Origin of the sequence: Aliivibrio sp. S2TY2 (genome assembly GCF_028765525.1) — a bacterium.
GTDB classification, from domain to species: domain Bacteria; phylum Pseudomonadota; class Gammaproteobacteria; order Enterobacterales; family Vibrionaceae; genus Aliivibrio; species Aliivibrio finisterrensis_A.
In genome coordinates, this window is sequence record NZ_JARACS010000012.1 from 1 (window position 1) to 20,755 (window position 20,755).

The 20,755-nt window shown below is 40.0% G+C and carries 19 protein-coding genes; 17 read left to right on the forward strand and 2 right to left on the reverse strand.

Features of this window, described 5'->3' with window-relative positions:
- Window positions 1-205: 205 nt before the first annotated feature.
- Window positions 206-1,360 (reverse strand): 2-octaprenyl-3-methyl-6-methoxy-1,4-benzoquinol hydroxylase, encoded by a 1,155-nt coding sequence (locus PVK63_RS15780; protein ID WP_207215696.1) that lies wholly within the window; start codon window positions 1,358-1,360, stop codon window positions 206-208.
- Between the two features lie 252 nt (window positions 1,361-1,612).
- On the opposite strand from PVK63_RS15780, the gene miaB reads away from it, so the two are divergent.
- The 5 genes from miaB to lnt all read left to right on the forward strand — a co-directional run bounded on the left by miaB (window position 1,613) and on the right by lnt (window position 7,280).
- The gene (gene miaB, locus PVK63_RS15785; protein ID WP_130048787.1) at window positions 1,613-3,037 is read left to right on the forward strand and encodes a tRNA (N6-isopentenyl adenosine(37)-C2)-methylthiotransferase MiaB; all 1,425 of its coding nucleotides are present in this window, start codon (window positions 1,613-1,615) and stop codon (window positions 3,035-3,037) included.
- Between the two features lie 144 nt (window positions 3,038-3,181).
- Entirely contained in the window at window positions 3,182-4,255 is a 1,074-nt protein-coding gene (locus PVK63_RS15790) for a PhoH family protein (RefSeq protein WP_130088249.1), read from the forward strand.
- Window positions 4,256-4,271: 16 nt separating this feature from the next.
- A complete protein-coding gene (gene ybeY / locus PVK63_RS15795) occupies window positions 4,272-4,733 on the forward strand; it encodes an rRNA maturation RNase YbeY (protein ID WP_130088248.1) in 462 nt (153 codons plus the stop codon).
- 67 nt (window positions 4,734-4,800) lie between these two features.
- A complete protein-coding gene (gene corC, locus PVK63_RS15800) occupies window positions 4,801-5,679 on the forward strand; it encodes a CNNM family magnesium/cobalt transport protein CorC (RefSeq protein WP_130044781.1) in 879 nt (292 codons plus the stop codon).
- 95 nt (window positions 5,680-5,774) lie between these two features.
- Entirely contained in the window at window positions 5,775-7,280 is a 1,506-nt protein-coding gene (lnt, locus tag PVK63_RS15805) for an apolipoprotein N-acyltransferase (protein ID WP_130088247.1), read from the forward strand.
- 67 nt (window positions 7,281-7,347) lie between these two features.
- Here lnt and PVK63_RS15810 read toward each other — a convergent pair whose 3' ends face one another.
- On the reverse strand, window positions 7,348-7,830 hold the full coding sequence (locus PVK63_RS15810; protein ID WP_130044779.1) for a zinc ribbon-containing protein: 483 nt from the start codon (window positions 7,828-7,830) through the stop codon (window positions 7,348-7,350).
- A gap of 166 nt (window positions 7,831-7,996) precedes the next feature.
- On the opposite strand from PVK63_RS15810, the gene leuS reads away from it, so the two are divergent.
- The 12 genes from leuS to lipA all read left to right on the forward strand — a co-directional run bounded on the left by leuS (window position 7,997) and on the right by lipA (window position 20,674).
- Window positions 7,997-10,573, forward strand: coding sequence for a leucine--tRNA ligase (gene leuS / locus PVK63_RS15815; RefSeq protein ID WP_130088246.1), 2,577 nt, complete (start codon window positions 7,997-7,999; stop codon window positions 10,571-10,573).
- Window positions 10,574-10,813: 240 nt separating this feature from the next.
- A complete protein-coding gene (locus tag PVK63_RS15820; RefSeq protein ID WP_165367197.1) occupies window positions 10,814-11,374 on the forward strand; it encodes an LPS-assembly lipoprotein LptE in 561 nt (186 codons plus the stop codon).
- A gap of 2 nt (window positions 11,375-11,376) precedes the next feature.
- Window positions 11,377-12,411, forward strand: coding sequence for a DNA polymerase III subunit delta (holA, locus tag PVK63_RS15825; RefSeq protein WP_130088245.1), 1,035 nt, complete (start codon window positions 11,377-11,379; stop codon window positions 12,409-12,411).
- Window positions 12,412-12,467: 56 nt separating this feature from the next.
- Window positions 12,468-12,785 (forward strand): ribosome silencing factor, encoded by a 318-nt coding sequence (gene rsfS / locus PVK63_RS15830; protein WP_165366864.1) that lies wholly within the window; start codon window positions 12,468-12,470, stop codon window positions 12,783-12,785.
- A 4-nt stretch (window positions 12,786-12,789) separates the two neighbouring features.
- Entirely contained in the window at window positions 12,790-13,260 is a 471-nt protein-coding gene (gene rlmH / locus PVK63_RS15835) for a 23S rRNA (pseudouridine(1915)-N(3))-methyltransferase RlmH (protein ID WP_060993527.1), read from the forward strand.
- A 6-nt stretch (window positions 13,261-13,266) separates the two neighbouring features.
- Window positions 13,267-15,144 (forward strand): penicillin-binding protein 2, encoded by a 1,878-nt coding sequence (gene mrdA, locus PVK63_RS15840; protein ID WP_207215695.1) that lies wholly within the window; start codon window positions 13,267-13,269, stop codon window positions 15,142-15,144.
- Window positions 15,144-16,265: a rod shape-determining protein RodA gene (gene rodA, locus PVK63_RS15845; RefSeq protein ID WP_130088244.1), complete on the forward strand. Its 1,122-nt coding sequence runs from the start codon at window positions 15,144-15,146 to the stop codon at window positions 16,263-16,265. Before mrdA ends, rodA begins: the two co-directional genes overlap by 1 nt.
- The gene (locus PVK63_RS15850) at window positions 16,265-17,071 is read left to right on the forward strand and encodes a septal ring lytic transglycosylase RlpA family protein (protein ID WP_130088243.1); all 807 of its coding nucleotides are present in this window, start codon (window positions 16,265-16,267) and stop codon (window positions 17,069-17,071) included. Before rodA ends, PVK63_RS15850 begins: the two co-directional genes overlap by 1 nt.
- Window positions 17,072-17,332: 261 nt before the next feature.
- On the forward strand, window positions 17,333-18,508 hold the full coding sequence (locus PVK63_RS15855; protein WP_130044772.1) for a serine hydrolase: 1,176 nt from the start codon (window positions 17,333-17,335) through the stop codon (window positions 18,506-18,508).
- A gap of 123 nt (window positions 18,509-18,631) precedes the next feature.
- A complete protein-coding gene (gene ybeD / locus PVK63_RS15860) occupies window positions 18,632-18,901 on the forward strand; it encodes a DUF493 family protein YbeD (RefSeq protein WP_130048771.1) in 270 nt (89 codons plus the stop codon).
- Between the two features lie 128 nt (window positions 18,902-19,029).
- Entirely contained in the window at window positions 19,030-19,716 is a 687-nt protein-coding gene (gene lipB / locus PVK63_RS15865) for a lipoyl(octanoyl) transferase LipB (protein ID WP_207215693.1), read from the forward strand.
- The gene (gene lipA, locus PVK63_RS15870; protein WP_130044769.1) at window positions 19,709-20,674 is read left to right on the forward strand and encodes a lipoyl synthase; all 966 of its coding nucleotides are present in this window, start codon (window positions 19,709-19,711) and stop codon (window positions 20,672-20,674) included. Before lipB ends, lipA begins: the two co-directional genes overlap by 8 nt.
- Window positions 20,675-20,755: the final 81 nt, after the last annotated feature.

Here is a 20,755-nt window from a genome sequence, read left to right on the forward strand (position 1 = left end):
AATCCAGGTATCCCAACCACTTTTAAGAAAGCTCATCATTAATTTGATGGGCTTTTTTTTTCGTCTGTACTATTCCTCTTTAAATCTCTTCTCACATATCCATGTTCTTTTTATATCACGTAATAAAAAAGGGCGATCAAATGATCACCCTATCTTGTACAGATTCGCTTTACTCATCCCTAAGCTCTAGCCTCTGATATTATTTCTATAAACCTAACGCATATTTCAATGCTTGTGTTTTTAACGCCCCAGATGAATCTGCTAACTTTAAACCTGCATTTCGTAAAAATTTAACTGGAGGTAAAGAATTACTGAATAAGGTATAAAATAGATCCATACTGGATTGCATCGCTAAATTGTCTATTTTTCGTCTTGATTCGTAAATACGTAACGCTTTATCTGTCTCTGTGCCTTTAGATTCTATTTCTTCCAATAAGACTTTTACGTCTTTAAAACCCAAATTTACACCCTGACCGGCTAAAGGATTAATAGTATGGGCTGCATCTCCTAATAAAACACAGCGATGTTCAACGTATTTTTGAGCATGTCGACGCGTTAAAGGAAAAGAACCATGTTGCTCTACAGTAAACTCCCCCAACTCTTGTGGAAAATGCGCTTTAATTTCTTTTTCTAACTGAATAGATGTCATAGAAGAGAGTTGTTTAATGCGCTGAGGCGAGTCATACCAAACTAAAGAACCTTTATTTCCATGTAAAGGTAGGAATGAACGAGGGCCTGAAGGCGTAAACCACTGCCAAGTAATATCCTGTTGTGGTTTTTCTGTTTCAATATTTATCAACATGCAGTGCTGACGATAATCCCAAGCGGTAATACCGATCTTTGCTTTCTGGCGGACATAAGAATTAGCACCATCTGCACCAATAACCCATTTAGTTTTAATTTTATTGCCATTATCCAGTGTTAGTTCATTGTGCTCACTAAAAAATTCAAGCTCGATAATTTTAGCCGGTGTAACAACCGTTAAATTGTCATAAGAAGAAAACTCTTGCCATAGACCTAATTGAATCAAACGATTTTCAACGATGAACCCCAGCTGTTCCATATTAAGGGTATCAGAATGAAAACGAGTTCGACATTCAGGATGCTCCCAAGTTTCTAAACGCTTATAAGGGCAAACTCTTGTTTTCTTAATGTGCTCCCATGCACCTAGCTCATTAAGTAAATCAACGGATGATTGAGAAATAGCAGAAACACGTACATCCATTGATTGGCTATTATCAAAAGAATCCGGAGCTTTATGCTCAATAATAGCAACTTGATACCCTAATTTTGATAAACCAATAGCAGTCGCTGCTCCTACCATTCCACCACCAACAATGGTGTAATCATATTTTTTCATCATCCATAGACCTTATATGAGTCAATTATTTCCTTCATTCTACCGTGATTTTCACGTAATCAAAATCAATCAGGTTGTGCGAATTAACCTTTCTAGCTCAATATGACCTAATACCCATAAAATATTCAAGGGTGTCTACATCTAGTCATTAAGCGCGGAAAGCAGTACAATACGCGCCCTATCCGTTTTGATCGAGCTTGTCTCTCAAAACTGTACCGAATTCTAGTAATAAAATACGAGTGAAAAAGTTACATGACTAAGAAACTGCTAATCAAGACCTGGGGCTGCCAGATGAACGAATACGATTCATCTAAAATGGCCGATCTTTTAGGTGCCGCAAATGGTTATGAATTAACTGAAGATCCAAAAGAAGCGGATGTTCTGTTATTAAATACCTGCTCAATTCGTGAAAAAGCTCAAGAAAAAGTTTTTCACCAATTAGGCCGTTGGAAACATTTAAAAGATAAAAAACCAGACTTAGTGATTGGTGTTGGTGGCTGTGTAGCAACTCAAGAAGGCGACCATATTCGTCAACGCGCTCCTTATGTTGATGTCATTTTTGGTCCTCAAACGCTTCACCGTTTACCAGAAATGATCAAACAGTCTCAATCAAATGAAAAACCAGTAATGGATATTTCATTCCCTGAGATTGAAAAATTCGATAACCTTCCTGAGCCAAAAGCAGAAGGTGCATCAGCGTTTGTTTCTATCATGGAAGGCTGCTCAAAATACTGTACTTACTGCGTAGTTCCTTATACTCGTGGTGAAGAAGTTAGCCGTCCATTAGATGACGTATTATTTGAAATTGCACAACTGGCTGAACAAGGCGTACGTGAAGTAAACCTATTAGGTCAAAACGTAAATGCTTACCGTGGTCCAACGTATGACGGTGATATCTGTACGTTTGCTGAATTGCTACGTATGGTTGCTTCTATCGATGGTATCGACCGTATTCGCTTTACAACAAGTCACCCATTAGAGTTTGGTGATGATATTGTCGCGGTATATGAAGATACACCGGAATTAGTAAGTTTCTTACACTTACCAGTTCAAAGTGGTTCTGATCGCATCCTAACAATGATGAAGCGTCCTCATACTGCAATTGAATATAAATCAATTATTCGTAAATTACGCAAAGCTCGTCCGGATATCTTAATTAGCTCTGACTTTATCGTCGCTTTCCCTGGCGAAACAGATAAAGACTTCCAAGACACAATGAAGCTAATTAAAGACGTTGATTTCGATATGAGCTACAGCTTTGTTTTCTCTGCTCGTCCTGGGACTCCTGCAGCTGATTATCCATGCGATATTCCTGAGCAAACAAAGAAAGATCGTTTAGCTGAACTACAACAACAAATTAACTTCCAATCGTCGCGTTACTCTCGTCTAATGCTAGACACTGTACAACGTGCACTTGTAGAAGGTCCGTCAAAACGTAACCCAATGGAATTACGTGCTCGTACTGAAAACAACCGTGTAGTTAACTTTATCGGTAGCCCTGATTTAATTGGTCAATTTGTTGATATTCACATTACTGAATCATTCACTAACTCTCTACGCGGTAACCTCGTGCGTACAGAAAAAGAAATGGGTTTACGCGTTGCGGTATCTCCAGCAGAGATGATGGAAAAAACACGCCGTGAAGATGATCTTGGTGTAGGTACTTTTACGCCATAATGTGACATCCTCAATAAAATCAAAAACTAAAAAGATGATTAAGGTTTCTTGATCATCTTTTTTCTTATTTAACCTTGAGATAATTTATACTTTACCCAATAAATAATAGATAAGCATTTGTAATTAGCATTCTGAGAGGCAATCTTGAGCATTAAAACAACCAAATTAGAGTTGACCTTAGAGCCAGCAGACAATCACCGTTTATCTAGCCTTTGTGGCCCATTTGATGACAATATCAAACACCTTGAACGCCGCTTAGGTGTCGAAATCAATTATCGAGGCAACGAATTTACCGTCGTTGGTAAACCTCATACTGTTTCAGCCACTATCGACATCCTCAAAGATCTATACGTCGATACTGCTCCTGTAAAAAATCAATACCCTGATATTGAACCAGAACAAATTCATTTAGCGGTGAAAGAGTCGGGGATTTTAGAACAAGCGAAAGAAGAAGTATCAAGCATTCCTTACGGAAAAGAGATCTTCATAAAAACCAAGAAAGGCCTAATTAAGCCAAGAACTGAAAACCAAGCTCAGTACGTAACCAACATGGTAACTCACGATATTACCTTTGGTATTGGCCCTGCAGGTACAGGAAAAACCTACCTTGCCGTTGCTGCTGCCGTTGATGCATTAGAGCGCCAAGAAGTTCGTCGTATCCTGTTAACTCGACCAGCGGTTGAAGCGGGTGAAAAATTAGGATTTTTACCAGGTGATCTTAGCCAAAAGGTTGACCCGTATTTACGCCCTCTTTACGATGCTCTATTTGAAATGCTTGGCTTTGAGCGCGTTGAGAAACTGATCGAGCGCAACGTCATTGAAGTTGCCCCATTAGCTTATATGCGTGGTAGAACCCTGAATGACGCCTTTATCATCCTTGATGAAAGTCAAAACACCACCGTAGAACAAATGAAAATGTTCTTAACCCGTATTGGCTTTAATTCACGAGCGGTTATTACAGGGGACGTAACCCAGATCGATTTACCTCGCGGGGCTAAATCTGGTCTTCGTCATGCCGTTGAAGTTCTTTCTGAAGTCGATGAAATTAGCTTTAATTTCTTTATTGCAGATGATGTTGTTCGCCACCCTGTTGTTGCTCGAATTGTAAATGCTTATGAAAAATGGGAAGCAAAAGATCAAAAAGAGCGTAAACTAGAAGAAATACGCAGAAAGCAAGAGCGTGACGCTCGTATGGCTGACGCAGAAAATAATAAGTAACACAATCAGGTGAACAATGAGTATTGAACTCGATCTACAAATTGCATGTGAAAACGAAAGCGGCTTACCATCAGAAAAAGAACTGATGACGTGGTTAAATGCCGTTATTCCACAGTTTCAACCACAAGCTGAATTAACCATCCGTATTGTAGATGAAAAAGAAAGTCATGAATTAAATCACGAATATCGTGGTAAAGATAAGCCAACTAATGTACTTTCATTTCCGTTTGACGCGCCTCCTGGTATTGAAATTGACCTACTTGGTGATTTAATTATTTGTCGCCAAGTTGTTGAGAGCGAAGCCATTGAACAAAATAAGCCATTATTAGCACATTGGGCTCATATGGTTGTACATGGTAGTCTGCATCTGCTAGGTTATGACCATATCGAAGATGATGAAGCTGAAGAGATGGAATCACTCGAAACCGAATTAATGCAAGGTATGGGATTTGAAGACCCATACATTGCTGAGAAATAACCACGGGATAATCCGTAGTTACTAATGTGCGCTATCCACATTGATAGCATTTACTTTAAAAGAAGCCATGAACGACGAAAATTCACAGAATACAGAAGGTCCGAGTAGAAAGTCCTTCTTAGGACGCCTTTCACAATTTTTCCAAGGAGAGCCTAAAGATCGCCAAGACCTAGTTGATGCATTTAGAGACTCTGAAGAAAATGAAGTTATCGACCATGACACCCGAGACATGCTTGAGGGTGTAATGGAAATAGCAGAAATGAGAGTAAGAGACATTATGTTACCTCGCTCTCAAATGGTTACGGTCGAGAAAACTCAAGACCTTGAATCACTGATAGCAACCATCATTGAAGCGTCTCACTCACGCTACCCAGTGATCAGTGAAGACAAAGACCATGTTGAAGGTATACTCCTTGCGAAGGACTTACTAAGATACTTAGGCTCTGACTGTGAAGCCTTTGAAATAGAGCAAGTTATTAGACCTGCTGTTGTAGTACCAGAAAGCAAACGTGTTGATAAGCTTTTAAAAGAGTTTAGAGAAGAACGTTACCACATGGCCATTGTAGTTGATGAGTTTGGTGGGGTTTCTGGTCTTGTTACTATCGAAGATATTCTTGAAGAAATCGTTGGTGACATTGAAGATGAATTTGATGACGAAGAAGAAAAAGACATTCGTCAGTTAAGTAAACATACCTTTGCGGTAAAAGCCTTAACTGAAATTGAAGACTTTAATGACGCGTTTTCAACTAACTTCAGCGACGAAGAAATAGATACTGTTGGCGGACTAGTATTAACTGGTTTCGGTCATTTACCAGAAAGTGGTGAAACGATTGAAATTTCAGGTTTTACATTCAAAGTCACTGCTGCTGACAACCGTCGAATTATTCAACTTCAAGTAACGATTCCTGATAAAGAATCGGAACATAAAGAACCTGAAGCAGAATAATGCAATCAGCCACTGACATCCTCAGTGGCTGAACTTTATCTAACTTATACAGACTAACTCTCTTTCGCTACCTACATCTATTTGAGTTATAGCCAATGCCTTTACTTTCTCACTACGCCATCCGTCTTCTTATTGCTCTGCTTTCAGGCGCAAGCGCTACCCTTGCTTTTGCTCCCTACTCTTTATGGCCTTTTGCTTTTATTGCCCCTTTACTTCTTTTATTGCTATTGCATAAACAAACAACAAAAAAAGCAACGTGGTTGGGTTTTGTTTGGGGCTTAGGTTACTTTGGTGCCGGTGTGAGTTGGGTTCATGTCAGTATCGACAACTTTGGTGGCATGCCAGTCGCTGCCAGCCTATTTTTAATGATAGGGTTAATCAGCTACCTTGCGTTATATCCCATGCTATTCTCGTTTCTTTTACAACGAATTTTTAACAACCATAAACTAACGAAATACTTATTGGCCGCTCCGGCGCTTTGGCTTGTTACCGATTGGCTACGTGGTTGGGTATTTACCGGATTCCCATGGTTATGGCTAGGTTACAGTCAAATAGATAGCCCACTGTCTGCTTGGGGCCCAATATTTGGTGTAGAAGGCATAACACTAATGATACTGATTTCTGTGGGGGCAATGGTATACAGCCTTCTGGAAAAAAAATGGACTTTGCTTTTAATCCCAGCAGTCATCATTGCCAGCTCTTTTGCCATCAAACCATTTGATTGGGTTACACCTCAATCAGATAAAGCAACAAAAGTAGCGCTAATCCAAGGAAATGTTAACCAAGCAATTAAGTGGCTGCCTAGCGAACGCTGGCCTACTATTATGAAATATATGGATTTAACCCGTAAAAATTGGGATGCCGATGTTATCGTGTGGCCTGAAGCCGCGATACCGGCACTGGAAATTGAAATCCCTAGTTTTCTACGTAATTTAGATAGCGCAGCATCAATGAACAACAGCACGGTAATCACTGGCATTGTCGGCCAAAGCCCTACCGGTAATTTCTACAATAATATTATTTCATTAGGCGTTAATGGAACAAATGGCTACGATTACACGCAGCAACCAAGGTACAGCAAACACCATTTACTTCCATTTGGTGAATTTGTTCCTTTTGAAAACTTATTACGCCCTATCGCACCAATCTTTAACCTGCCAATGTCATCATTCAGTCGTGGTGATTACATTCAACCCAACATGGAAGCCAGCGGCACACAATTAGCCCCTGCATTATGCTACGAAATCGTTTATGGCGAACAGGTCAGAGAAAACATTACACCACAAACTGATTATATTTTAACCCTATCTAATGATGCATGGTTTGGTACTTCTATTGGCCCACTGCAACACATGGAAATGGCTCAAATGCGAGCTTTAGAGATAGGAAAACCTGTTATTCGTTCAACAAATAATGGCGTAACGGCAATCACAGATCATAAAGGCAATATAACGAAACAAATTCCTCAGTTCACTACCGCTGTATTGCGAGGCGAAGTAATACCAACCATGGGTACAACGCCATATCGTTACTGGGGTTCATGGCCTTTATACCTATTAGTCTTTTTATCTTTACTTCTTGCTTGGCGTAAAAGAATCTAATTGAGTTCTATCGGTCTGTATCTATTAATTGAGATACAGACCTTTCTGCTTTAGCCAATAAGCTCAGCTATGGCTTAAGAGATACTCGGGTAAACTCTTCATTCTCACAATGCGTACAAGGCTGAATAATTTGTGCGTGATTAAATTGCTCGCGATGGCCACATTTCTCGCAAACCAAAATACCAAGCCCTACGACTTCACCTGCCTGATAAACGCCTTGATGTGCTAAGTCATCAAACATCTCATGCCATTCAACTTGTGTTTTATCGGTTATTTCAAGCAAACCGTGCCAAATAGAATCAGAGATTAATCGATAAAAAGGAGAATCAGGGAATGTTGTTTTGCTCTTTTCGTAATTCTGAGCAAACTCCTTCATGTCTCGTTTTACATAACTTGAAATTAAAGCCAATTCATCTTTGGTCATATCAGAAGCAGCGTCCACCACTTCTTCGGATGATTTAGCCCAGTGTTCAAATTCTTCAGGGCTTCTTTCTAACACATTCATTACGCGCTCTAAGACGGCGTTATAACCTGTTTTTTGCTTAGACATAAGTCACCTCCGAGAATTCGCTAGATTTATATAGCGAAGAATGAGTTAAAGGTTATCAGGTCGCTTGAGTATAAGCGCTCCATTAGTTATTCTATGCCGATCAAGTATTATCTGATCAAACCGATCTCACATTTTTTGTGATCCACTGACATAACTGGGTAAATCGATGCAAGAACAATATAATCCACAGGATCTTGAACAAAAGATCCAAAAACATTGGGACGACAACAAAACGTTTGTTGTGACTGAAGACGCAAGCAAAGAAAAATTCTATTGCCTCTCAATGTTCCCATACCCAAGTGGTCGTCTACACATGGGTCACGTTCGTAACTACACCATCGGTGATGTGGTTTCTCGCTATCAGCGCCTACAAGGCAAAAACGTAATGCAACCTATCGGTTGGGATGCGTTTGGTCTTCCTGCTGAAAATGCAGCGGTAAAAAATAAAACAGCGCCTGCACCGTGGACTTACGAAAACATCGAATACATGAAAAACCAGCTTAAACTATTAGGCTTTGGTTACGATTGGAACCGTGAATTTGCAACCTGTACGCCTGAGTACTACCGTTGGGAACAAGAGTTCTTCACTAAACTGTACAACAAAGGTTTAGTTTACAAAAAAACGTCTTCTGTGAACTGGTGTCCAAATGACCAAACGGTTCTTGCAAACGAACAAGTTGAAGACGGTTGTTGTTGGCGTTGTGATACCCCTGTTGAACAAAAGAAAATTCCACAGTGGTTCATTAAAATTACAGAATACGCACAAGAGCTTCTTGATGACCTAGATAATCTTGATGGTTGGCCTGAAATGGTTAAAACCATGCAACGTAACTGGATCGGCCGTTCTGAAGGTGTAGAGTTATCTTTTGCTGTTAACGGCGAAGAAGCACCTTTAGAAGTATATACCACACGTCCAGATACGCTAATGGGTGTTACTTACGTTGGCATCGCAGCAGGTCATCCTCTTGCTGAAAAAGCGGCGGCAACTAACCCTGAGCTATTCGCTTTCACTGAAGAGTGTCGCAATACTAAAGTTGCCGAAGCTGAATTAGCAACGATGGAAAAGAAAGGTATGGATACTGGCCTACGTGCTATCCACCCTCTTAACGGTCGTGAAGTGCCAATCTATGTAGCAAACTTCGTATTAATGGATTACGGCACAGGTGCAGTAATGGCCGTTCCTGCTCACGATCAACGTGACTTCGAATTCGCAACTAAATACAATTTGGATATTATTCCAGTAATCAAACCTGAAGATGGTTCTGATGTAGACGTTTCTGAAGCGGCTTACACTGAAAAAGGCGTTCTGTTTGATTCTGGTGAATTCGACGGTCTTGCTTTCCAAGAGGCATTTGATGCAATCGCGGCGAAACTAGAAGCAGAAGGTAAAGGCAAGAAAACAGTAAACTTCCGTCTACGTGACTGGGGTGTTTCACGCCAACGTTACTGGGGTGCTCCAATTCCAATGGTAACCACTGAAGATGGTGAAGTTCACCCAGTGCCTGCAGATCAATTACCAGTTATTCTTCCTGAAGATGTGGTTATGGATGGCGTAACTAGCCCAATCAAAGCTGACAAAGAATGGGCAAAAACGACATTCAATGGCGAGCCAGCACTTCGTGAAACAGATACCTTTGATACCTTCATGGAATCATCTTGGTACTACGCACGTTACTGTTCACCACAAGCTGACGATATTCTAGACCCAGAAAAAGCAAACTACTGGTTACCAGTAGACCAGTACGTTGGTGGTATTGAACACGCATGTATGCACCTTCTTTACTCTCGCTTCTTCCACAAACTTCTACGTGATGCGGGCTATGTAAACTCAGACGAACCATTCAAGCAGCTTTTATGTCAAGGTATGGTACTTGCAGATGCATTTAGCCACACTAATGAAAAAGGCACAAAAGAGTGGATCGCACCAACAGATGTAACGATTGAGCGTGACGCAAAAGGTCGTATCGAGAAAGCAATCGACAACCAAGGCCGTAATGTTGAGCACTCAGGCATGATCAAAATGTCTAAGTCTAAAAACAACGGTATTGACCCTCAAGAGATGGTTGATAAGTTTGGTGCTGATACAGTACGCCTATTCATGATGTTTGCAGCACCTGCTGATATGACTCTAGAATGGCAAGAATCAGGCGTTGAAGGCGCAAGTCGTTTCCTTAAGCGTGTATGGAAATTAGTTCACGAGCACACAACAAAAGGCGCAACTGACGCGTTAGATGTTGCCGCTCTTTCTGGTGACCAAAAAGCACTACGCCGTGATGTTCACAAAACGATTGCAAAAGTAAGTGATGATATTGGCCGCCGTCAAACATTCAACACTGCGATTGCTGCAATCATGGAATTGATGAACAAGCTTAATAAAGCACCTCAAGAATCAGCACAAGATCGTGCCCTTCTTGATGAAGCGCTAAAAGCGGTTGTTGTTATGCTTTACCCTATGACACCACATGCAAGCTTTGCAATGTGGGACGCATTAGGTGAATCGAACATCGATACAGCAGCATGGCCAACGTTTGACGAAAAAGCACTTGTTGAAGATGAAAAAACTATCGTTGTTATGATCAACGGTAAGTTACGTGCAAAACTGATCGTTGCTGCAGATGCAACTGAAGAGCAAGTTAAAGAGCTTGGTCTAAAAGATGAAAACGCAATCAAGTTCCTAGATGGCTTAACGATTCGTAAAGTAATCTATGTACCTGGTAAACTGTTAAATATCGTAGCTAACTAATATTAACCAGTTAGTACTATTTAAACGTAAAAAAGTAATTTGAACCTTTTATCAGATTACTTTTCTATTTAAAGCATAAGCGGATAGCCGCTTATGCTTATTTAACTGCTTTATTTTGAAACGACAAATTAATTAGAACAGTTAAATAAGCATTCTTACACCACTTGAGGGAGTTACTCGGTGAAACGTCTTTTATCTCTATTTTCTCTTCGAACCACTATTGTTCTGACTCTTTCACTTATGGTTTCAGCTTGTGGATTCCACTTGCGCGGTAATTATTTATTACCAGAAGAACTGCATGAAGTTTCTCTGACCAGTTTTGACCAATACAGTGATTTAACCCGTAATGTGCAAAAACAATTAAGAATGAATGGGATCCGTCAGGTTGCACCAACAACCGTAACGCCTAGCTTAAATTTAATCAGTGAAAGTCTTGGTGAGCGTACTCTATCTCTTTATCAAAATAGCAGAGCAGCAGAAAAAGCGCTGACCTATACCGTTACTTATAGCGTACTTATCCCTGAACATGACATTAAAACGTATACGACATCAGTAAACCGTAACTACCTTGATAACCCATTAACTGCCTTAGCGAAATCGGTAGAACGTGACATGATCGAAGATGAAATGCGAACGCAGGCTGCTGAGCAAATTTTACGTCAAATGGCACGTTTAAAAGCAGACGACACACCAGTAGGCACAAGTGTTGAAACAGCAACGCTTGATGATGATACTGAAAGTAAAGTGACAACCAAAGAAGTTATTGAAACGATGGATACATCGACAGGAAATATTCAATAGTCATGAGAGTATTTCCCGAACAACTTGTTCAAAATCTTGAAAGAGGTTTACGTCAGAGCTACTTATTATTTGGCAATGAACCGCTTTTAAAACAAGAAAGTCTCGATGCCATTCGTCAAGCTGCAATAAAACAAGGGTTTGAAGAGAAGCACCAATTTACGCTAGATAAGCAACTTGATTGGGAATTAATCTTTGATTGTACCCAAGCATTAAGCCTATTTTCATCTCGACAAATATTGGAACTCACTATTCCTGATACAGGCTTAACGACTGCACATACCAATAAAATAAAAGAATTGGTTCCAGCACTTCACGATGATATTCTGCTGATTTTTCAAGGGCCAAGAGTCAACAAAGCACAAGAAAATACGCAATGGTTTAAAGCACTAACTCAACTTGGATTATTTGTTCCGTGTAATACACCTGATAATCAACAGTTACCACGCTTTATTCAACAACGCTGTAAAACGTTGAAATTAAAACCCGATGCTGAAGCAGTACAAATGCTTGCTCAATGGCATGAAGGTAACTTATTAGCCCTTGCTCAAAGCTTAGATAAACTGGCACTGCTATACCCAGACGGCTTATTAACCTTAATTCGTATTGAGGAAGCGTTAAATAGAAATAACCATTTCACTCCATTCCAATTGGTAGATACATTATTGTCAGGCCAAGCTAAACGTGCGCAACGTATCTTGCGCCAATTAGAAAGTGAAGGCATGGAAGTGGTAATTTTACTAAGAACGTTACAAAAAGAGATCTTCCTGCTACAAAATTTTCAGCAGGCAATAACTCAAGGCGAAGCTATGTTTACGGTTTTCGACCGATATAAAGTCTGGCAAAACCGCCGTTCACTGTATCAATCCGCATTGCAACGACTACCCATGCCACAGATACAACTACTAATTCGTTCACTGGCATTAATGGAAGTAGCAACAAAAACTGACTTTGATACCAATTGTTGGCCACAACTTAGCCAATTGACGTTAGATATGTGTAATATTCACATTTCAGTGACACCCAACTTATCTCATTGATTGAGTATCACTGATATACTCTTCCATAAATACTCCATTTCTTCTAGGTGATTACTTTGCAAGATAAAGAACTTCATGATTTTCTATTCAACCATGTTGACGATATGAAAGCCGAAAACATCATTACTCTTGATGTTCGCGATAAATCAAGCATTACTGATTTTATGATTGTCTGTACGGGTACCTCTAAACGCCACGTTAGTTCTATTGCTCTGAACGTATCAGATAAATCAAAAGAAATTGGTTTAATGCCTTATGGTATTGACGGTGAAGCGGAAGGTGAATGGGTGGTTGTTGATATGGGAAATGTCATGATCCACATTCTGCAACAAGAGCACCGTGAGCTATATCAACTAGAAAAGTTGTGGAGCTAGTTTAATGAAGCTTCAATTAATTGCTGTTGGTACAAAAATGCCGAAATGGGTAGAAGAAGGCTATAAAGAATACAGCCGTCGCTTCCCTAAAGACATGCCACTTGAGCTTGTTGAAATTACCGCTGGAAAACGTGGTAAAAATGCAGATATCGCTCGTATTCTTCAAAAAGAAGGCGAAGCTATGCTTGCAGCTGTTCCTAAAGGTAACCGCATTGTTACTCTTGATATTCCTGGTAAGCGTTGGGATACCGAGCAATTAGCAGAGCAACTTGAAGTTTGGAAATTAGACGCTCGTGACGTATCCATTCTTATTGGTGGTCCAGAGGGGCTTTCCCCTGCCTGTAAAGCAGCAGCAGAGCAAAGTTGGTCTCTATCCCCGCTGACGCTACCACACCCTCTTGTTCGAGTTGTAATGGCAGAAAGCTTATACCGAGCATGGAGCATTACAGCCAATCATCCTTACCACAGAGAATAAGAGTTGATTAAGCGCAAACGCACACAAATTCGTGATTACCACGCCGAAACGAGACTTTTTGCCTCCCGTGCCATTGTCTCTTTTGCGGGGATCATTGTACTTATTGGTATATTATTGACCAATTTATACAATATCCAAATTAATGAATTTCAAGATTATAAAACACGCTCAAATGATAATCGTATTAAAATCGTTCCTATCGCTCCGAATCGAGGGTTAATTTACGACCGTAATCATTTACCTCTTGCGGAAAATCGCCCTGTTTTTAATTTAGAAATCACCCCTGATAAAGTAAAAGATTTACCTTTATTGCTTACTGAGCTCCAAGGTATTTTACCGATTACTCAGGATAATATTGATGACTTTCAAAAAGAACGTCGTCGTACTCGTCGTTTCAGATCTGTACCAATTTTATCCCAGTTAACTCAGGAGCAAGTGTCTGTTTTTGCGGTTAATCAACACAAATTCTCTGGTGTTGAAGTTAAGGCGTATTTAAAACGCTTCTATCCTTATGGCAAAACCTTTACCCACGTCCTTGGCTATGTTGCTAAAATTAATGATCGAGATCTAGCCCGTTTAGCTCGTGAAGAAAAAGACGCTAATTATCAAGCTACGCGTGATATAGGTAAACTTGGTATTGAACGTTATTACGAAGATATCCTTCATGGAACCGCAGGTTATCAAGAAGTTGAAGTCAACAGCCGTGGTCGTATTGTTCGTACACTAAAATATGTACCACCAATTCCAGGAAAAGATATCGTCTTAAATCTAGACGTAGAGCTACAGCAATTTGTTGAAAAACAACTTGATGGCCGACGCGGCTCAGCCATTGTACTAGAGCCGAAAACCAGTGCTGTATTAGCGATGGTCTCAAGCCCTAGCTATGACCCAAACTTATTTGTGCATGGTATTTCTAGTAAAAATTATAATTCATTATTGAATAACCCAGATCGCCCACTAGTCAACCGAAGCACTTTAGGTATTTATCCACCCGCTTCTACAGTAAAGCCATTTATTGCCGTTTCAGCATTACAAGAAAAAATAGTCACCACCGAAACGACTCGTAATGACCCAGGCTATTGGCGTATTCCTAATTCTAAAACCAAACCATTTAGAGACTGGAAACGCTGGGGGCATGGAACGGTTAACTTAAAGCAATCAATTGAAGAATCTGTAGATACTTTTTTCTATCAAATCTCTTTTGATATGGGGATCGATAAACTTTCAACGTGGATGATGAAGTTTGGCTTTGGTGATTACACTGGCATCGATATTCATGAAGAAAGTAAAGCCAACATGCCCACTCGCGATTGGAAAGTGGCACGCTTTAGAACCCCTTGGTATCAGGGCGATACAATTCCGGTAGGCATCGGGCAAGGATATTGGACAGCAACGCCAATGCAAATTGCTAAAGCTACCGCAGTACTGACTAATCACGGTAAAGTACAAGCACCTCATTTGCTAAAAGCAATTATTGATGGCCAACATGAAATGCCTTTTGAACCTGAGCCGTATCCACCAATCTCTGGGGTAAAAGATAGCTATTGGCAATTAGCCATTGATGGCATGATTCTAGTTAATAATGGTCGAATGGGAACAGCAAGGCGTGCTTTTGCTGGAACGCCTTATGTGAGCGCGGGTAAATCAGGTACATCTCAAGTCTTTGGATTAAAAGAAGACCAAGAGTATAACGCCGACGAAATTGCTGAACACTTAAGAGATCACGCCCTATTCACCGGCTTTGCTCCAGCAAAAGATCCAAAAGTCATTGTGTCTCTTGTTCTTGAAAATGGCGGGGGAGGCTCCAGTCAGGGTGGACCAATTGCAAGGAATGTATTTGATTATGTATTACTGCCAAAATCAGAAGAGGTGACGAAAAAGTAATGAGAGTTGATATTGCTTCAGGAAAGAATCGTGATTTTTTCCACCGTTTCCATTTAGATTTACCCCTATTAATGGGGATATTAACCCTTATGGCAGCAGCATTAATGATAATGTATAGCGCCAGTGGTCAAAGTCTATTAATGATGGATAAGCAAGCAATGCGAATGCTCTTGTCACTTGGAGTCATGCTGCTTTTAGCTCAAATATCGCCAAGAGCTTATGAAGCTGCAGCTCCCTATTTATTCACCCTTGGTATTATTTTATTGCTTGGCGTGCTTTTTTTTGGTGAAGCTTCTAAAGGGGCACAGCGATGGCTTAATTTCGGGTTTGTTCGCTTTCAGCCTTCAGAACTTATTAAGCTAGCCGTCCCTTTAATGGTGGCTCGCTATATTGGTAATCAACCTCTTCCACCCACAATTAAAACTCTATTTTGCGCATTGTTAATGGTGTTTATCCCAACAATCATGATTGCTAAGCAACCTGATTTAGGTACATCAATTTTGATTGCTGCATCAGGTATTTTTGTTATTTTCTTAGCGGGAATTAGCTGGAAAATAATTTCAGCAGCCGCTATAGCCGTAGGCGCATTCATTCCTATTCTGTGGTTCTTTTTAATGCGACCTTATCAGAAAGTTCGAGTGCAAACCTTATTCAACCCAGAGTCCGACCCACTCGGTGCAGGGTATCATATTATCCAATCTAAAATTGCAATCGGTTCTGGTGGTTTAGTAGGTAAAGGGTGGCTTCACGGAACACAGTCTCAATTGGAATTTATTCCTGAACGTCACACCGACTTTATTTTTGCTGTAATTGCTGAAGAATGGGGCTTGATTGGTGTTATCGCCCTTTTATCCATTTATTTATTCATCATTGGTCGCGGGCTTTTTTTAGCAAGTAAGGCTCAAACAGCCTTTGGTCGAATGATGGGGGGCAGTGTTGTCTTAAGTTTCTTCGTCTATATTTTTGTAAATATTGGTATGGTAAGTGGTATTTTACCTGTCGTTGGCGTTCCACTTCCTTTAGTAAGTTATGGTGGTACTTCCATGGTTACCTTAATGGCCGGTTTCGGCATATTAATGTCAATCCATACTCATAGAAATGTTCACTCTAAGGTTAATTAATGCGTATTCTGTTACTTACTATCTCTCTTATATTAGTAGGTTGTGCTTCTGAGCCACCAGTAAATCAAGAAGAGCCTAATGCCGGTCGTTATCAAATAGACAGTGATATCGCACCTAACTCGCCAATATCAGTTAAGCACATTGAAGATGCTCACCCTCGCTATGAGCCTAAAAGCCTTTCAGGCAATAAAGACTATACGCTCTTAGGTAAAGATTACCCTATCGTAAAAGAGCCAAAAGGTTTTACGCAAGAGGGCATTAGTTCTTGGTATGGTAAGAAATTCCACGGCCACAAAACCTCTAATGGAGAGGTATATGATATGTACTCAATGAGTGCAGCCCATAAAACACTGCCTATCCCAAGTTATGTCAAAGTTACGAACAAAGATAACGGCAAGACAGCGATTGTCAGAGTAAATGATAGAGGGCCATTTCATGACGGGCGTATTATTGATTTAAGTTTTGCCGCAGCCACAAAACTTGATGTGGTTAAAACAGGAACAGCAAATGTGAAAATTGAATATATTTCTGTTGAAAAACCAACCAACCCTCAAGATTGGCATGCCATCGATCCAAACCAATATCATATTCAAATGGTTGCTGTAAAAAATGAAGACAGCGCAAAAAAAGCAGCTTTACAATTACAAAAGCAATTTGATGCTCCAACCAACATAGTAAAATCGGATTCCGTATTTCGGGTTCGTTTAGGGCCATTTCTTGATCGTGATCTTGCCGATAGTACCCTGTTAAAAGCAAAAAACAGTCACTATTCATCTGCGTTTATTCTTCAAGAAGCAAAAAAATAATGAGCTTAAATGTCAGTGTTACGTAAATATTGTAACCAGATATCTACCCTCATTTACAATGCAAATATTAGTTGAACTAATCAAATGCACCATTGTCTTTATATAACAACAAGATAGCTTTTAATATGGTTTCATATCCCATGCATTTTATTCGCTATCTTTTCATATAAAATCAGTTATTTAATTACACATCTGGTCATGATATTCAAATCTGCTATTATGTATGCAGTTTCACTACCTCACAGTGCAAAAGTTATTATTATGAAAAAATCAGCGAAACAGTTAAAACGAATTATTTTATCCAGCTTTATTCTTGGCTCTAGTGTTGCAGTTGCTGCACCAGCCGTCATCCCGAACGCTCCGCAAATTGCTGCGAAGGGTTATGTACTGATGGATTATCACTCAGGCAAAGTTCTTGCTGAAAAGAACATGAATGAGCGAATGAACCCAGCAAGTTTAACTAAAATGATGACAAGTTATGTTATCGGCCAAGAAATCGAAAGTGGCAATATTTCGATGGATGACGATGTTGTTATCAGTAAAAATGCGTGGGCTAAAAACTTCCCTGGTTCTTCAAAAATGTTCATTGAAGTTGGCAGCACAGTTAAAGTTCGAGACCTAAACATGGGTATCATCGTTCAATCAGGTAATGATGCTTGTGTGGCTATGGCTGAACATGTAGCTGGTTCTGAAGATGCTTTTGTGGATCTAATGAACGCTTGGGGACGTACATTAAAACTTGAAAATACCCATTTTGGTAATGTGCACGGTCTAGATAGCGATGATCTATACTCTACGCCTTATGATATGGCATTAATCGGACAAGCATTAATCCGTGATGTACCAGAAGAATATCGTGTATATTCTGAAAAGTCATTCACTTACAATGGCATTACCCAATACAACCGTAATGGTCTGTTATGGGATAAGAGCATGAATGTTGATGGTATCAAAACCGGTCATACTGACGGTGCTGGCTATAACTTAGTAAGCTCTGCTACTGAAGGGAAAATGCGTTTAGTTGCTGTAGTTATGGGCACTAAATCAAGCAATGCACGTAAAGCAGAAAGTAAAAAACTGCTAAATTACGGCTTCCGATTCTTCGAAACAGTGTCTCCACACAAAGCAAACGAAACATTCGTAACTGAAAAAGTGTGGATGGGTAGCACTGACGAAGTCGCTCTAGGTGTTGCTGAAGATACTTATGTAACGCTTCCTCGTGGTCAAGCGAAGAAAATGACAGCAAGCTTTGTATTAGAAAAAACGCTTGAAGCTCCTATTTACAAAGGTGATGTTGTTGGTAAGCTTTTCTACCAAGTCGATGGTGAAGACATTGCTGAATACCCACTGCTTGCATTAAATGATGTTGAAGAAGGTGGTATCTTCAGCCGTCTTATCGATTATATCGTATTAATGTTCAAAGGTTGGTTAAGCTGATAACAGAGTAATCAACGAATAAAAGGTGGCTTCGGTCACCTTTTTTTATTTCTCTTGTTATCTGACTTAGGTCACAGTAAAATTCCCTTCTTACTATTTATCCACTCTCGATTGGAGACGGTTATGCAAGAGCAATCAAAGCTAAAAGATCTTCTAGAATTCCCATGTAAATTTACTTATAAAGCCGTTGGCCTTGCTCATGAACAACTGCCTGAACTTGTTCTTGAGGTAATTCAACGTCATGCACCTGGCGATTATACTCCAGCAGTAAAACCAAGTGGCAAAGGTAACTACCACTCTGTATCTGTAAGCATTACTGCTACATCTATTGAGCAAGTAGAAACGCTATACAAAGAGTTAGCTGAGATTGAAATCGTTCGTATGGTTTTATAATCAGATACAGGGCATTTTTTAGAGATAAATAGTGCCCGCCTTCTACTATTTTTGATATACCCCTACATTTCTTATCTATTCCTTCCTTTCTATCCTTGCTATCATTAGCGCAAATTTTCAAATCAAGTGTGATCCTATTGAACAAGCGTCTCGTTGTTAAAAACCTTGGCCGACAAGATTATGAACCGGTATGGAAAGCAATGCATACTTTTACTGATGAGCGTGATGAAAATACATGCGACGAAGTGTGGTTGGTAGAACATAACCCTGTATTTACTCAAGGACAAGCTGGTAAAGAAGAGCACGTACTTGCTGCTGGAGACATTCCAATAGTAAAAAGTGATCGTGGTGGACAAGTCACCTACCATGGACCAGGTCAACTAGTTGCTTATGTTCTGATCAACTTACGCCGTAAAAACACAGGCGTTCGTGAATTAGTAACGCATATTGAAAATACGGTAATAAATACGCTACAACAATTTGGTGTAGTGTCTGCAGCACGACCTGATGCTCCGGGCGTGTATGTTGATAATAAAAAGATATGCTCACTTGGATTACGCATTCGAAAAGGGTGTTCATTCCATGGATTAGCACTAAATGTAAATATGGACCTGTCTCCTTTCCTTCGTATTAACCCTTGTGGTTATGCTGGAATGGAAATGGCACAACTGCACGACTTATTAAAAGAAGATGATAAGGTAGAGAATAAAGCAGAACACGTTGAAGATGTTCATCCTCTACTGATTAAAGAATTAACAACATTACTTGATTACACAGATATCGAGTACTTAACGGAAAGCAGCGATCATGAGTAAGCCAATTCAAATGGAAAAAGGCGTGAAATACCGCGATGCCGATAAAATGGCTCTAATTCCAGTTAAAAATATGCCAACAGAAAAAACAGAAGTATTACGTAAACCAGATTGGATGAAGATCAAACTGCCATCAAGCAGTAAACGTATTGATGAGATTAAATCTGCAATGCGTAAAAACAATCTTCATTCTGTTTGTGAAGAAGCGTCTTGCCCTAACTTAGCAGAATGTTTTAACCACGGTACTGCGACCTTTATGATCTTAGGTGCTATTTGTACTCGCCGTTGTCCTTTCTGTGATGTTGCCCATGGTCGCCCTGTGGCCCCTGAAGCTGAAGAACCAAAAAAATTAGCAAAAACAATACAAGATATGAAGTTGAAGTATGTGGTTATTACTTCAGTTGACCGTGATGATTTGCGTGATGGTGGTGCACAACACTTTGCAGATTGTAACCGTGAAATCCGTGAGCTAAATCCTGAAATCCGAATTGAAACCTTAGTACCTGATTTCCGTGGTCGTATGGATCGTGCATTAGAAGCAATGATCGATAACCCACCAGATGTTTTCAACCATAACTTAGAAACGGCTCCTCGCCTTTATCGTAAAGTTCGCCCAGGCGCGAACTACCAATGGTCTCTTGATCTATTGAAGAAATTCAAAGAACAACACCCTGAAGTTCCGACAAAATCTGGTGTGATGATGGGATTAGGCGAAACCAAAGAAGAGATCATTGAAGTCTTAAAAGATTTACGAGCTCATGGTGTAACAATGCTGACATTAGGTCAATACTTAGCACCAAGTCGCCACCACTTACCTGTTGAGCGCTACGTTCCACCAGCTGAGTTTGATGAGTTAAAAGAAATCGCACTAGAGCTTGGATTTACTCACGCTGCTTGTGGACCTTTTGTTCGCTCTTCTTACCATGCTGATCTTCAAGCTAAAGGCGAAGAAGTTAAGTAGAGTTCAGAGTTCAGAGTTCAGAGTTCAGAGTTCAGTTATAAAAAAAGGTTGACGTTTTGACGTCAACCTTTTTTGTTTATA

Bases quoted from the DNA above. Each gene is read 5' to 3' on its own strand.
- PVK63_RS15780 (WP_207215696.1), bottom strand. From the start codon at position 1,360: ATGAAAAAATATGATTACACCATTGTTGGTGGTGGAATGGTAGGAGCA.
- miaB (WP_130048787.1), top strand. From the start codon at position 1,613: ATGACTAAGAAACTGCTAATCAAGACCTGGGGCTGCCAGATGAACGAA.
- ybeY (WP_130088248.1), top strand. From the start codon at position 4,272: ATGAGTATTGAACTCGATCTACAAATTGCATGTGAAAACGAAAGCGGC.
- corC (WP_130044781.1), top strand. From the start codon at position 4,801: ATGAACGACGAAAATTCACAGAATACAGAAGGTCCGAGTAGAAAGTCC.
- lnt (WP_130088247.1), top strand. From the start codon at position 5,775: ATGCCTTTACTTTCTCACTACGCCATCCGTCTTCTTATTGCTCTGCTT.
- PVK63_RS15810 (WP_130044779.1), bottom strand. From the start codon at position 7,830: ATGTCTAAGCAAAAAACAGGTTATAACGCCGTCTTAGAGCGCGTAATG.
- leuS (WP_130088246.1), top strand. From the start codon at position 7,997: ATGCAAGAACAATATAATCCACAGGATCTTGAACAAAAGATCCAAAAA.
- PVK63_RS15820 (WP_165367197.1), top strand. From the start codon at position 10,814: ATGGTTTCAGCTTGTGGATTCCACTTGCGCGGTAATTATTTATTACCA.
- holA (WP_130088245.1), top strand. From the start codon at position 11,377: ATGAGAGTATTTCCCGAACAACTTGTTCAAAATCTTGAAAGAGGTTTA.
- rlmH (WP_060993527.1), top strand. From the start codon at position 12,790: ATGAAGCTTCAATTAATTGCTGTTGGTACAAAAATGCCGAAATGGGTA.
- rodA (WP_130088244.1), top strand. From the start codon at position 15,144: ATGAGAGTTGATATTGCTTCAGGAAAGAATCGTGATTTTTTCCACCGT.
- PVK63_RS15850 (WP_130088243.1), top strand. From the start codon at position 16,265: ATGCGTATTCTGTTACTTACTATCTCTCTTATATTAGTAGGTTGTGCT.
- PVK63_RS15855 (WP_130044772.1), top strand. From the start codon at position 17,333: ATGAAAAAATCAGCGAAACAGTTAAAACGAATTATTTTATCCAGCTTT.
- ybeD (WP_130048771.1), top strand. From the start codon at position 18,632: ATGCAAGAGCAATCAAAGCTAAAAGATCTTCTAGAATTCCCATGTAAA.
- lipA (WP_130044769.1), top strand. From the start codon at position 19,709: ATGAGTAAGCCAATTCAAATGGAAAAAGGCGTGAAATACCGCGATGCC.